Genomic DNA, 14,315 nt, shown 5'->3' with positions numbered 1-14,315 from the left:
CAAAATCTCCTTTCCGCCGGACCCTATTCTTTGGGATAGGCGTGCCATTCCACTGTGGCTGCGACAGTGGTCAGGTCGAGGTGCTAGGGTGAAATCGAGTTTTAGAATGATCAGGTGGAAAACCGCGTGAGCCGCTCATTTCTGTATTCGACAAGCCTCTGTGCCGCTCTTTTGGCCGGGTGTAGCCCGGCGCCAAATCCAGAAAACATCGGCCCCATCGAGAGCGGCGGCGGCTATCAGGCGCAATATCGCGACCCACCCGCTCGCAGCGGGGACGAGGTCTATCTTGTGTCGCCCGGCATGAATATGGAGCGCTGCCGCGACGGCACGTCCGGCCTCGGCGCGCAAGGCAAGGGCAGCGCAATCCTGCCGCAAATTTTGAGCGGCGAACGGCTGTCGCGCGACGATCTTTTGGATGTCCGCATTGGCGAGGACGAGACCTTTAGCGGCGACTATGTAATCTCTCGCGACGGGTTCCTGAAATTACCGTACCTTCCGCCGGTGCAGGCACAGGGACGTCGTACGGAGGACATCGAATCCGAGCTTGCGCGGGTGTTGCGCGCCGACGGGTTTTACGAGACGGCCCCCCGAATCTCCGTGCGGCTGCGCGACATGGCCAGCGTCAACGTTGCTGTGTCCGGCGCCGTATTCGAGCCGCATTCGGTCGAGGTCGGCCTCCGTGCGGGGGCTGATCTCGATGCCGCCCGACAAAACGCGATGGGCGCATCGACCGAAGCCCGCAACCTCTCCACCGCGCTGCGTGCGGCTGGCGGGGTGCGCCCCGATGCCGATCTGTCGCGGATCGAACTGCATCGCGCAGGGAACCGCTATTCCCTCGATTTGCGCGGCGTGTTCGAGGGGCGTCATGCCGTCGACATCGTCTTGCTTGCGGGGGACGAGATCGTCGTGCCTTCGCGTCAATGTTTTCAGGACGACCTGATGCGACCCAGCCCGATCAGCCCGCCGGGCGTGTCGCTGTTCCTGTCCAATCTGACGCAACCGGCCACTGGCAATGCGCCCTCGGCCGTCGGGCGGGAGGTGCGTGAAGTGCCTTACGGGACACGGTTCATGCAGGCGGTTGTCGATACGAATTGTGTCGGTGGTGCGCGTGCCAGCAGCGCGCATCGCTCCGCTGTGTTGTTCACCCGTAACCCCATGACCGGCGTCTCTACCGTGATCGAACGCCAGATCGAAGACCAGTTGCGCCGCGCCGATCGCGACGATTACGACCCCTATCTTTTGCCGGGCGACTCTATTGCCTGCTATGACAGTAGCGTCACCAATATCACCGAGATCGGGCGGGTCTTCGGCACTGTTCTCGGGGTTGCCAACTGAGCGTATCGACCCTGCCCCGCCGCCTCGGTTTATGACGAGCCGGGCCCGTCGCGCCAGAGCGTCGTCACTTCGTCCAGGGCCAGCATACAGCCGTCCGCTTCGCCCTGTTCGGCCGCGATTTCAAGCGAGACGAGTGCGGCGCGAATTGTCGTGTGACCGAAGGCGGCGGCACTTCCGGCCAACCGGTGCGAGGTCTCTGCCACCTGCGGCAGAGACAGTGTCCAGGCTTCTGACAGAAATGTCTCGATCTCGGCGCGATAGCGCGCCTTCAGTTCGGCAAGCCGCTGAGTCTCCGTCCCGATGAGCGTCCCGGCATCCGAGGTGACATCTTGCTCTGGTGCAGGGGCCTCACCGGCTCCATGCGTCGACACCAACGAAGCCAGCGAGGCACTGTCCAGCGGCTTGGGCAGAAAGCCTGACATGCCCGAAGCCAGAAAACGCTCTCGCGCTTCGGGCAGGACGTTTGCCGACACGGCGATGATCGGGGTGGCGCGGTTCGGACCGTCGCCTTGCCGAATATGCTGCGTGGCTTGCAGACCATCCATCACCGGCATGCGAATATCCATCAGAATGATGTCGAAACGCTGGCGTGCCGCCTCCGTCACCGCCTCGGCACCATTTCGGGCCTCGACCACGCGATGGCCGAAATGCTGTAGCATTTCGCGCGCCAGTTCGAGATTGATGTCATTGTCTTCCGCCAGAAGGATGTTTTGCGGTGCACTTAGCGGTGGCAGTTCGGCAAGCGCGTCCGCATCTGGCGCGTCAACGCGCTGGATCGGTATACGCAACCAAAAGACACTGCCTTCGCCTTGAACGCTCTCCAGCCCGATCTCGCCCCCCAGCGCCTCGACGAACCGTCGCGCGATCCCGAGGCCAAGCCCTGTGCCACTGATGTCCGTATCGACGTCGCTGACGGTGTGAAAATCGTCGAAGACAAGGCTGTGCCGATCCTTGGCGATCCCGATCCCGGTATCGATCACCCGGACTTCCAACATGGTGGCCGCCTCTTCGGAGACCTCGGCCTCGATCAGGATCTGACCATTGCGGGTGAACTTGATCGCATTGCCGACAAGATTCAAAAGGATCTGACGCATGCGCGCGCCATCCAGCCGCGCCCAACACACCGCAGGACCGGCCCATTCCCAACGAATGCGATTGCCGCGCGCGGTGGCTGCACTGGCTTGGGAATCGACGATATCCTGTAGCAATTGACCGAGGTGAACGATCTCCTCCTGGGGCTGGATGCCCGTGGCCTCGAACCGTGCGACATCCAAAACGGCATCGACATGGCGCATCAGAAGATCGCCGGAAATCTCCATATTGCGCAGATAATTCTGTTGTCGCGCGCCAAGCTCGGTTTGCTTGAGCAAGGACAGATTGCCCAAAAGCCCGTTCAATGGCGTTCTGATCTCATGCGTCATCATGGCGAGGAATTCGGCCTTGGCCTTTTCCCCGGCCAATGCCTTGTCGCGGGCCTCGACCAAGGCGTTTTCCGAGGCGACCAGTCGCGAGATGTCCCGCAGGAACCCCACGATCACGTCGCTGCCGGCCACCTGTCCTTTTTGCAACGCCAGTTCGACAGGAAAGAGAGAGCCATCGCGGCGTTTGGCCTCAAGGCGCACACGACCGTGGCCGACGACCTTCATCTCGCCGCCTTGACGCAGGCGTTGCATGCCCTGTTCATGGGCAGCACGCAGGTGATCCGGTATGATGATTTCGGCCAGATTGTGCCCGAGCACCGCATCATGGTTGTACTGAAATATCCGTTCCGCGGCAGCGTTGAAGGTCAGGATATGACCGTCGAGATCGGTGACGATGACCGCATCGAGCGACGTTTCCAAAATCGTGTTGAGCCGCGCATAGGCATCGGCAAGCTGACGGCCTCGTTTCTGGGTCTGGAGACTCGCACGCTGAAGCCGCCACATGGCGAAGATCAGCGCCAGAAACATCGCCACGGTCAGAGCGGCGAGACGCAAAAGCGTGTTGCCGACCGAAGTGCGGCTGGCTTCGGCCTGTTCCGCAAAGAATTGCAGCCCTTCGGTGGCGGCGCGGCGCAGCAACAGACGGATTTCGTCGCTGTCCTCAAGCAAGACCGGAAGCGAGGCCGTGAGCGTCTCAGGCGGACCGTCGATGATCGGGACAAGCGCATCCAGATGCGCGCGCACCTCTGCGATCGGTGTTCCGAAACCGGGACGCGCCCGCAGATCGACAAAAAGCTTGCCGGTGCCGAAGGTCGCCATGCGGCTGTAGAAAATGTCGAATTCGATCACCAGACGGGTCAACGCGTCGGACCCTGCCTCCGGGCGCATCGCCGCAATGATCGCCTCCCGGTATTCCAAGAATTCAACCTCGGCCTGGCTCAATGTCCAATGCGTGTTGTCGGAATTGGCCGTGCGCAGCCAGCGGAATTCGCGCACCACTTCCGAGACGAGCACCCCCAGAAGCACAAGCGCCGCCAAAGCCAGAGCCGAGAACGCGATGCGCCCCCGGTTCCATGTGCTTCGTTTGGAGAAATCCTGTGTCATTCTACGACGGTCAACCGGTCCAATTGCCAGATGCTGCGGGTATAGATCACCTCAGTCTGATACTCAGGTCCCGAAGAATAGGGGTAGATGATCCAAAGCGGTCCCTTGTCACGCCGCGACATCGGCGCTCCATCCATCGCATAGGCGATGATCGGCCCGCCCGGAACGGCATCGCTGACCGGAATTTCGACGGTGTAATCATTGATCGCCTGAGCTTGGAGTGTCCCCCCCTGAGCGCCGATATGGTCCAGAAATACATCCAGAGAGACGCCGGTGAAGACATGCTCGTTTGGGGTCCAGATGGTCTCCGTGGTGATCTCCGTGGGGGGCAAGGCCTGTAACATGGCCAGATCGAACTGCGCCACATCTCCCGCATTGGTCGCGTCGATCTTGCCCGAGACGGTCAGGATCACCGCCCCTTCGGGCGCCTCCAACGTATCGGACAGGGCGGCAAACGGTTGCACCAAGGGGAGAACCACAAGGGCCATCACTCTCAACGCCCTGCGAAGGATCGGTGTCTGGGAAATCATTGAGGCACTCCTGATAAAATCTCTGGCAATCTCGGTATTCTGCACCGTTTCAGCGCCTTGACCTAGGGTGCATCGGGCTTTTGCACCTATCCGTTCGGATATAACCGGCCTGACAGAACCGCAGCGTCAATAGGCACCCCGTCCACCGATCACGGCCCGCGCCGTCATCGCCAGAATGAAAAGATCGAGCAGCACAGAGCGCGACCGGACATAGGCAATGTCCATATCGATCATCTTCTCGAAACCGATGTCCGCGCGCCCGGACACCTGCCACAAGCCGGTGATGCCCGGTCGCGCCCGCAGACGCTCCTGTGCGGCGACCGGGAAGTGTTCGACCTCGGAGGGCAGCGCGGGACGCGGTCCGACCAGTGACATCTGGCCCAGAAGGACGTTGAAAATCTGCGGCAACTCGTCGAGAGAGGCACGCCGCAGGACCCGCCCCATCCGCGTCACGCGCGGATCGTGACGAGATTTGAAACAGATGCCCTCACGATCCGATTGACCCCGCAGCGCAGCAAGACGGTCTTCGGCATCGAGATACATGCTGCGGAATTTGTAGATCGTGAAATGCCGACCGTTTTGTCCCACCCGCACCTGCTTGAATAGCGCAGGGCCACGGCTCTCGATCTGGATGAGGGTTGCGATCAGCACCATCAGAGGTGCGAGCATGGCGACGAGAATCCCGCTCCCCACCAGATCGAGTGCGCGTTTCCAGACCGTTTCGGACGGGATTCGACGCAGGGCGTGAAAGCCCGCGCGGGACAGAAAGGTCGCGTTGCCGATCAGGTAACGTTTCGCCAGACGACGCGGCTCCTGCATCAGACGCCAGGCCCATTCCAGTTTCGCCTTGCGCACCACCAGAGGCGCGCGGGTGACATTGCCCGCGAGGAAATCGAACAGCGCGCCGACGCCCATCACCAGCCGGGCCTTGAGTGCACTGCGGTGCTGATCGATCCAAAGCTCCTGTTTCGGCACCCCCATGGCGACCAGCACGATGTCGGCACCCGAAGCGTTGATCTCGGCAATCGCGGCCTGCGCACAGCGCGCGCCCTCGTAGCCGTCGCGGATGCCCGCGATGCGCAGCCCGGGAAGATCCCCGGCCAGTTTTTGCGCCGCGCGTTCTGCCGTGCCGGGGCTGGCGCCGAACAGGAAGACCGACAGGCCGCGCTCCGCTGCGACGCGCAAAAGCGTCGGGGTGAAATCCGTGCCGTTGAGATTTTCCTCGAAATGTCCGCCCGTCATCCGCGCCGCCAGTTCGACGCCGATCCCGTCCGGCAACACATGGGTCGCGCGCGCCAGAGCGCTGGCGTAGCTGCGGTCGCGCGCCTTGATATTGGCGCAATGAGCATTGAGGAAATAGACGGTTTGCGGCTGCGTTTGCAGAAGCTGCGGGATCACCTTCAGACTTGTGCTGTTGATCAGGGGCAGGCCCAGAACGGACAGAGTCGGCAGAGTGTCAGGCAGGATGACGGGCGCATGAGGTCCGTCAAAAAGAGAGTAATGCTGTGTCATGAGCAGAAGACCTTTTATGAGACGTTTCTGTCTCTCAGGGTCCAGATCTCTGACCTCTCTCGCAATTTCGCGAAGGGAGATGCGCAAAGCGCAGAGGATCGTGCTATGCTCCGAAAGCACGTGACATATGGCGCAACTGATGGGACGCTGATCCGGAGGGGATCGTGCCTACCCTTCGGGATAGGCGCGCTACACGTTATTGTTGGTGAATATTTTATGTACGTCCGTAGACTGTGCCCGGGGGCTCGTTCAGGACTGTGCGAGAAGAGGAAGACTTTGATGCGCGTATTGATTGCCGATGACCATGATCTCCTGCGCGACACGTTGATTGCCTTTCTGACCGCACAGGGCGGGATTGAGACGGGCAGCGCGGCGAGCCTCGATGAGGCGCTCGACCGGGTCGCTGAGGATGCGCCCTACGATCTGGTGCTTCTGGATTACCGAATGCCGGGCATGCAGGGGCTTGAGGGGCTCAAACGTGCGCTCGCGCAAGGGGGCGGCCAAAGGGTTGCGCTGATGTCCGGCGAAGCGACGAAAGAGATCGCCGAACAGGCGCTTGCGCTTGGCGCAGCGGGATTCGTGCCGAAAACCCTGCCCGCGAAATCTCTGGCCAATGCCGTCCGGTTCATGGCGATGGGCGAACAATATGCGCCAATCGACTTCATGACTGCGCCGGATGACACGGAAGCCCACCCGCTCGAAGAAAGGCTCACCCCGCGCGAGATGCAGGTGCTCGAAGGTCTTTCGGCCGGCAAGTCGAACAAGGAGATCGCCCGCGATCTCGACCTGACGGAGCCAACGATCAAACTGCATATGAAAACCCTGTTTCGCAAGCTCGAGGTCAACAACCGCACCCAAGCGGCGATTGTCGCCCGCGATGCCGGTCTGTTCTGACCTGCGCTCTGTTCTGATCCTATCCGAAAGGCGAGGCTCGAAAGCAAACGCGCCGCGCGACAGGCCGGACGCGTGCAGGGATTAAGGCGCATGCATTGATAGACTGAGGGCAAAGGAGTTTTCCAGTGACCCTCAGTTTTGCCCCCCCGGCCTCTGCAAAGGCCTCTGCCGTCCACCGTTTGCCGCGCCTGCGCATCCCTTTGGCGCGCAGCTGGCCGTCTTTCGGACGGCTGCTGCGTGGTGGTTCGACCCGAGACCTCGGGCGACTGCCGCGCTATCTGGTGTTCTTGCTGGCCGGTCTTGCAAGCGTCTGGACACCGATCCTGTTTTACCTCAGTTCGACACCGCCAAGTTTCACCAGCCATATGTCCCTGATCCTGCCCGGCTCAGGGGCCTCGTCTTCGGTCAATCTGGCGGAGATCGGGCAGGCGTCGACCCAAACGAATTCAGCCTTTGCGAACAATTCGGTGAGCCCGACGGAGACCTACAAGCGCCTGATCGCCGCCGACCGGGTCGTCTTGGAAGCCGCCCGCCAGCTTGACGTCCCGCGCACGGCTTTTGGCAATCCGCAGGTGCAGCTCGTCGATCAGACCGCCTTCATACACGTCAAACTCAACGGCCCCAGCCCCGAAGAGGCCCGCGCCCGCACACGCGCGCTTTTGACCGCGTTCACGGCGGAGATCGACCGGCTGCGTGCGGATGAACAGGAGACCCGCGAGATCGGGGGGCTCGACGCGATCCACGACTATCGCGCCTCCGTCGCCCGCACCCGCGACGACATCGCCGCCCTGCGCAACAGCTCCGGCCTGTACTCTGCCGAGCAATACCAACGATATCTGCAAGAGGCGGAGGCCTTGCGCGCGCGGATCGAAACGCAGCGCGCCGAACATGCCCGTGTCGAAAGCACGGTCCGGCAGCTGGAGGGACGTCTGGACGTCGATGCCCGCACCGCCGCGCATATCCTGAAACTGAACAGCGACGAGATTTATGTGGCCTTGATGCAAGCCACGGCAAAGACCTCTTCCGATCTCGCCACGGCGCAGGCCAGCTATGGTGCGCACCACCCGCAGGTCGAGCGCACACAAGCCGCGCATCGTCTGGCTCAAGAGCGGATGCAGGCGCGGGCACAGGCCCTGATCGGCGCGGGCGTGCCACTGGAGCAATCGGTCGAGGGCGGGCGCGGCGCGCTTTTGGCCGATCTGGTGCGCAAGGAGACCGAGCGCGCAGGCCTTGCGAGCGAGCTCGGGACACTTGAGACGCAACTGGCCGCCGAACGCGCCCGCCTCGATGCGCTGGCACCGGATGCTGCACGGTTGGAAGATCTTCAGCGGGATTTCGATGTCGCCGAGGCGGTGTTTGCCTCCGCCATCGCCCGCACCCAATCGCAACGGACGGACATTTACGCCTCCTACCCTCTGGTGCAGGTGCTCGAAGACCCGACCCTGCCGGATGCACCCTCTTCGCCCAGCAAAAAGTTGTCCATCGCGGCAGGCGGCGGGGCGAGTATCCTGTTGCTCGTGGCGCTTGTCATGGGCTGGGTCCGCAATGCCGTGATCACCAGTTTGACCCGAAGAGGCTCCGATGACGCCGCAAACGCTGCCTGAACGCATCGTCTGGTCGACAATTGTCTGGACCTGGCCGCTCTATGCCTTGGGCGCGCTTTACGTGATTGGGCCGGTTCTGGCCTGGAGCCTCGCGGGGCTGGCTTGTCTGTCGCTCTATCTGGGCCCCGCGATGCGCGACGACCTGCGTGCCACAGGCGCACCGCCGCCGATTGTGATCGCGTGGTGCGTCGCCATGGTCGTCATGCTGATCGCGCTTTGGGTGGGGCATTTGAATTGGGAGATGGGGATCAAGCAGACGATCAAGTCGACCGTCGGCTGGGCCAAGGGCTGGGCCCTGATGGCCTTGTTCCCTCTGGCGGGTGCCGTGCTGCCCCTGCGTCGCGAGGTCGTGATCCGGGCGCAATGCAAGCTCGGCCTCTGGACATTATGCGTCACACCGGTGCTGATCGCCGCCCCCTACCTGGGATTGCCGGAGCGCATCTGGACCTCGCCGCTCAAAGCCGTGGGCGGGCCGGGGCCGGAGTATTTTTCGGTGTTCTTTTTCACCTACGATCCGTCGTCCTGGACCCCGCGCTGGCAGTTCTTTGCGCCATGGTCCCCCTTCGCGGCGCTCTTGGGCGTCTGCACGGTGCTGTTCGCTTTGGAAGAAAAGCATCGCGGGTGGCGGGCGGCGGGGATGGCCGCGGGTGTGATCATGATCCTCGCCTCGAAATCCCGGATGGGGCTTGTCGGTTTGGTGGGCTGCACCCTCGGGCCGCGTCTGATGCCACTGGTCTTGCGCAGCTGGGCCTGGGCGGCGCTGGCGGCACTGGTGGCCTCGCTGGCCGTCACCGGGCAGGGATTGGCCCGCACGCTCGGCGCCGGGGTTATGGCGTTCAAATCCGCGCGCGCCGACAGCACCCGTGTGCGGGCGACCCTGCAACGCATCGCCTATGAGCGCTGGCAGGAAGAAGCCGTCTGGTTCGGTCATGGCCGCGTCCAGCCCGGGCCTCATCTGGTGGAATATATGCCCATCGGATCGCACCACACCTGGTTCGGGCTGCTCTTTGTCAAAGGCGTCGTCGGCTTTCTCGCCTTTCTTGTGCCGCTGGTCTGGCAGGTCGCGCTTGCGGTGCAAGACGCCGCCCGAGGCCCGCGCGGACGATTGCCTTTGGGGCTGTGTCTCGTGATCGCGCTTTTATCCTTCGGCGAGAATATCGAGATCGAGACCTATCTGCTCTGGCCCGCGCTTTTGATGCTCGGCATCCATGCACGTGAATTGCGCAGCTTCGGATGAAGGATCCTCCTCATCACCAGACAGGGAAATGCACCGATTATATGAGCCAGAGGCAGAGGCAGAACGATGGGGGGCAAAGTGGCAAAACTATGGGACGTGAAAACACCGGAAATCGTCTCTATTTAGTCTAGCAATTTTTGCAAAATGTTTGCCTCTGCTGGCGAATGCTTCTGCCCCCAGCGCAGTCACTGCGCGGATCTCAGCTATACATCACCCGCCAGCGCCAAGACCGCGACAGCCCATCCAAAGGATCTTTCGTTGCGGCTGGGCAATATTTCGACTCATCCCCTGCTGTGGCAGGAATAAGAAAACGCGCTCTTGAGATTTCGGAGACAAGCGTCTCTGAGACTCCTTGAAAGCCAGATGAGTTCACTTGCAGCGAAGAAAAAGGAGATCAAAACGTCCCGAAGCCGACATTCGTGCCAAGTGCAGCGCATGACCGGTCCTTTACCAAAGCGGACGGACGCCAGCTAGCTATGCAACTACATCACAATGCCACGCAATTGTCAGCGCCGAACCATGCCTCAGCCTGTCTCAGCGCTTCCGTAGATGGATTGTGGAAATAGACGGCGAGCGTGTCCTTGGCGCGGGTGCAGCAGACGTAGAATAGCTTCTGGGTACGGGCGAGGACCGTTGGATTACCTCCGCCTTCGAACAGATAGTTGAAATTGTAGTTATTCCAGCCACCGGAATCCATGACGACGAGAACCCGATCGAATTCGCGCCCCTTGATTTTATGCTGCGTCGAGAACGTGGTACGCCCTTCGAGATACTCATATACATTTTGGAATGATCGAAAGGGAACATGCTTTAAGCGATCGTAAAGATAGCCCTTCCTCTCGATGAACTGCCGGTAGCGATCGTCAATGACACACAGCCCATTTTCGTGAGCATAGTGTATTACCTCCGCCACAGGCGTTTCGCGCATGGCAACGATCGCCTCAATGCGCTCCTTCAATCGTATCTTATCCTCTGATCGGGAGAGCCTGAACTCGGTATGGCGCAGAAATTCATTGTATCGGCGTTGCTGATACAGGTGAACAACCTTTTGTATCTTGAAGACGTGGCTGATGAAGTCACAACGGTTCGAACCCTTGCGCGCCAGCTCCTCCTCACTTTGCTTCTTGTCATCGAGGAGCTGTTCCTTGTCGACATACATGCGCCGGAATTCGCGGAAGTTACGCGCTTCGGCATTGGCCATCAGATCTGGTCGCGACTCGATAAATTGTCTCATTCCGGCCGTCGGGGAAACCGCATTTAGGGCGGGACCCGCCTTGCCTTCCTGCAACAGGGCGACCGTCTCACCGAATGTGCGGTTGTCATATTTGGCAATATCATCATTCCTCTTGATGAAGGTGACGATTCGATTTCGAAAGCTGAGAACACTATCTCGGTCGTAGATGGCCATCAGGTCGCCAAATCCGGCCTGAGGAGCGATCAGGTTATGCGTGAGATTGAGCTCTTTCGTTTCCACGACATCTGAGAAATCCCACCCGAGATGGTTTCTAACATCCTGCAGCCGGCTCTCGTCGCCCGTGGTGTAGTAGAAGCGAACTTGTCCGTCGCGAACGCTGCCCTCGTGCATGTTGGGCGCGGTGAGATCTTCCGAGGCGTGCTGGACGATGCCATCGGTTCGAAGCCTGTTAGCCAACTCGAAAACCAGTCGCGGGTTGCGTCGGTTCTGTTCCTTCCTAACCTCCTTGACAGCAGCGGTGACGACATAGTGCTGAATATCGCCTACACCATCATCATAGATCGACTGCATGGCATCGCCGAAAAAGCCACAGACGCCCTTACGTGTGCTTTGCGTAAGATAGTCGAGGAGGATCCTGACGACCTCGGGTGCGGTGTCCTGATACTCATCTACAAGAATATATCGGAAACGGTCGCGCAGAATATCGCGCAACCTTGGATAGCTTTGGAACATGGCAGCTGCCAGTTTAATGATCTCATCGTGGGAGATGACGCCATCGCCGAGGAGCATGTAATCTTTGTATTGGATCACCTTGTCGTCAAACATATCGGCGGTCACCACCGTGCTACCGGGTCTGATCGCAGGATTTTCGCCGCTCAGCAGCTTCATTAGAGTAGCTTTGAGCTCGATTTGATAGGGTGCGATTGCTTCCCAAAGAAACTCGTGGATCGTGCTTACGAACAGCCGCGCGTTAGATACACGTGATTCAATCTCGTGAACGGCGGCATTCGTATAGGTGATGCATGCGATAAAGGAGCTGTGGTCTGTTCGCAGAAGCTCACCGATCAACTGAACCAGTGAATAGGTCTTGCCGCTTCCGGCACCGCCGCTAAGTAGGAAGTCTTGACCAGCCGCAATATGGGCGAGGGCTGCCTCGACGTCTGGCTCAAGCTTCAGTCCTGCTTGATCCACACCAGCCCCTCCTCGATGTATCTGGGTGTCTTCCAGTTATGGAATTCTATGTCGAAAATTCTCTCTCTTCCGTCAGGATTCTTGACAGTCTCTGTCGCGGTCTCGCTGTTAAGAAGGATTTCGATCACGAAGGCCGGCTTTTTACCAATGCCGTTCTTGGCCATATCGAAGGATGATCCATGGTCATCTAGGTATGTCCGTAGATGGCTTTCGACGAGGCTAGGAAAACCTACTCTGCCCTCATCGCCGTTGCTCGCAATCTGTATGAACTCCCGATTTATATGGAAGAAGGCGTCCTCGAAGCTGCGTGCGTGATAGCTTTCACCCGCCTCATCCTCCTCGGCTATCTGGAAAGCACACATAACGCGACCATCGGCATGCGCACCCCATTTCCCGGTTTGCGTGTCCTTCTGCACGGTTTTCTGTGGGAGCGACAGCCCGACTAAATAAGCAATCTCGGGACCTTTGCCGTGATAGAACCGCAAAGCAAAGTTGGTTGTATGGGTTGCGCCATCAATCGCGTGAGCGGCGATAGCCTTTTGCGGCTTTTTACCTTCCTTTTCAACCATCACTTCCTTGCCGGAATCGATGTCAGTAATGATTAGTGTTTTCACGCCGATGAAATCGAGAAATATCTCGTAGATGTGTGAATGCGCACCGACTTCGATGACCGATATGTTCTGCGACAACAATGCCATAGGGGGCGTTTGACCGGCGGCCCAAGCGGCACGGGCATCAGACTGGTCGATCTTGCGCATCATAGCTGGAAGTAGAATGCGCTCTGTATCGCCCTCGACCAGAACTGCTTTGTCCGCGAAGAACAACTGGGAGCGGTGGAGGGTGAGATACTGTTTCAGGAATTTATAGTGTCCAGGCTGTCCCGAGGCCTCATACAGCTCCCGAAGATCCTTGAGGTTTTTGGAGCTTGTCGCGGCGGCTTGCTTTCGGAAATACTTGATATCGTCGAAATCGCATTCGGCGACTATGTGGGCCGAATGTGTGGATACGATTGTCTGTAGCGGACGACTTATGCCTTCTGTGTTCTCAATCGCCCGCCCAACGAGGTCCTTGATGTTTTTGATGAACACCGCTTGCATCTGGGGATGCGTATGAGCCTCTGGCTCCTCGATAAACAAAAGATTGATATCGGCCGGGCGTGGGGCTGCACCTCGTTTGAATTCGTTAAGGAGAATTTTGATCTCGAATATTATGCTGATTAGATTGAGGTAGCCGAGCCCATTGTGGCTCTCAGGTAGGACTGGCAAATCGGCGCCATGCCCGTACATGACTGTGGTATTCTCCTCAAGCATATCCCTGTGCTGAAGAGTGGAAGTGATCCTGATCTGGGTATCGCCCTCCCGGATACCCCCGAACTGTCGCACATCTTCGATAATGTCCTTGAAAAGATCAGCGTAGATTGCATCGAGCTGGCCGTCGGTTTGCCTGAGTGCATCTTTGAAAGTTTCAATTACGGCGTCTCCGCCAGTGTCGGCTGACATCGCCTTGTAAATCTTGGCGGACATCGTGGAGAGTCCTCGGTCCGAATCCCGATTTGACACAGATCGTCGCGCATTGATCCTCTTGAAAGAGATTATGTTGTCGACCGCGATCTTTTCCTTGATAAGGTCGACAAAATTCTCCTCGAGAACTCTGTGTGTCAGGTGATCGAACTGCACGCTGCGACGAGCAATGCTGAAATAGCGGCGATGCTCGTCTCGGAGAAAGTCTGCAGCTGTCTTGGCTTTTTCGCCCTTTTTCACACTCTGCGCAGTAAAGTCGCGCCGCATTGCAGTCAAATTTTCTGGGACAAGATGATAGTAGAAGTCGAGAATGATCGTCCGGTTCGCAGGATCAAGATCCATGATGACCTTGTTGCCGACATTGCCCAGATCGTCGTCGGGCCCGTAGTCGATGAAAAGTCGTAGCGAGATGCCGCAGACCGACGCAGGATCGATGTGCTCGGCTTCACCGGTGAGGAGCTTTACCAGTTCAGACTGAAACTCAAGATTAAAGTCATCGATTTCGAACCGAGGCGTGACCCCGCCACCGAGAAAACGCTCCAAGGCGAGTAGTAAGGAGGTTTTCCCCGAGTTATTCTTGCCAACAATGACTGAGAGATAGGCTTCCAGATCAACTTCAAGATTGCGCAGTGATCGAAAGTTCGAAATCTTAATCTTGTCGATCCGCACAACTCACCCTCGCTCAATCTGGCCTCAAGTAAGCCTATTTTATCGCCGACCTCATGTGAAGTAGTCAGCACGAGACATTATGTGAAACGGACCGATACGGCTT

The 14,315-nt window shown here is 59.0% G+C and carries 9 protein-coding genes; 4 read left to right on the top strand and 5 right to left on the bottom strand.

Going from position 1 to position 14,315, the window contains the following annotated elements; translation table 11 throughout:
* The first annotated feature begins 126 nt into the window (after positions 1–126).
* Positions 127–1,335, top strand: a complete 1,209-nt coding sequence (locus tag V1471_RS15510) for a polysaccharide biosynthesis/export family protein (protein ID WP_434289913.1) — start codon at positions 127–129, stop codon at positions 1,333–1,335.
* A 29-nt stretch (positions 1,336–1,364) separates the two neighbouring features.
* On the opposite strand, the gene V1471_RS15505 is transcribed toward V1471_RS15510, so the two are convergent.
* The 3 genes from V1471_RS15505 to V1471_RS15495 form a co-directional block, all read right to left on the bottom strand.
* Positions 1,365–3,860, bottom strand: coding sequence for an ATP-binding protein (locus V1471_RS15505; protein ID WP_434289912.1), 2,496 nt, complete (start codon positions 3,858–3,860; stop codon positions 1,365–1,367).
* Positions 3,857–4,390, bottom strand: a complete 534-nt coding sequence (locus V1471_RS15500) for a molybdopterin-dependent oxidoreductase (protein WP_434289911.1) — start codon at positions 4,388–4,390, stop codon at positions 3,857–3,859. Before V1471_RS15500 ends, V1471_RS15505 begins: the two co-directional genes overlap by 4 nt.
* 126 nt (positions 4,391–4,516) lie before the next feature.
* Positions 4,517–5,902 (bottom strand): WecB/TagA/CpsF family glycosyltransferase, encoded by a 1,386-nt coding sequence (locus V1471_RS15495; RefSeq protein ID WP_434289910.1) that lies wholly within the window; start codon positions 5,900–5,902, stop codon positions 4,517–4,519.
* Between the two features lie 279 nt (positions 5,903–6,181).
* On the opposite strand from V1471_RS15495, the gene V1471_RS15490 reads away from it, so the two are divergent.
* From V1471_RS15490 to V1471_RS15480, 3 genes are all read left to right on the top strand, one after another.
* Positions 6,182–6,796, top strand: a complete 615-nt coding sequence (locus tag V1471_RS15490) for a response regulator transcription factor (protein ID WP_434289909.1) — start codon at positions 6,182–6,184, stop codon at positions 6,794–6,796.
* Between the two features lie 125 nt (positions 6,797–6,921).
* Positions 6,922–8,400, top strand: a complete 1,479-nt coding sequence (locus tag V1471_RS15485) for a GumC family protein (RefSeq protein WP_434289908.1) — start codon at positions 6,922–6,924, stop codon at positions 8,398–8,400.
* A complete protein-coding gene (locus tag V1471_RS15480; protein WP_434289907.1) occupies positions 8,378–9,637 on the top strand; it encodes an O-antigen ligase family protein in 1,260 nt (419 codons plus the stop codon). Before V1471_RS15485 ends, V1471_RS15480 begins: the two co-directional genes overlap by 23 nt.
* A 487-nt stretch (positions 9,638–10,124) precedes the next feature.
* On the opposite strand, the gene V1471_RS15475 is transcribed toward V1471_RS15480, so the two are convergent.
* Together V1471_RS15475 and V1471_RS15470 are read right to left on the bottom strand one after the other, a co-directional pair.
* Positions 10,125–12,023: a UvrD-helicase domain-containing protein gene (locus tag V1471_RS15475; RefSeq protein ID WP_434289906.1), complete on the bottom strand. Its 1,899-nt coding sequence runs from the start codon at positions 12,021–12,023 to the stop codon at positions 10,125–10,127.
* On the bottom strand, positions 12,005–14,212 hold the full coding sequence (locus V1471_RS15470; protein ID WP_434289905.1) for an ATP-dependent nuclease: 2,208 nt from the start codon (positions 14,210–14,212) through the stop codon (positions 12,005–12,007). The genes V1471_RS15475 and V1471_RS15470 overlap by 19 nt, the downstream gene beginning before the upstream one ends.
* Between the last annotated feature and the right edge of the window lie 103 nt (positions 14,213–14,315).

Origin of the sequence: Celeribacter sp. SCSIO 80788 (assembly GCF_051054295.1) — a bacterium.
Taxonomy (GTDB): Bacteria; Pseudomonadota; Alphaproteobacteria; order Rhodobacterales; family Rhodobacteraceae; genus Celeribacter.
Note: the sequence above shows the minus strand (reverse complement) of the source record. Positions and strands in the feature narration are given on the sequence as shown.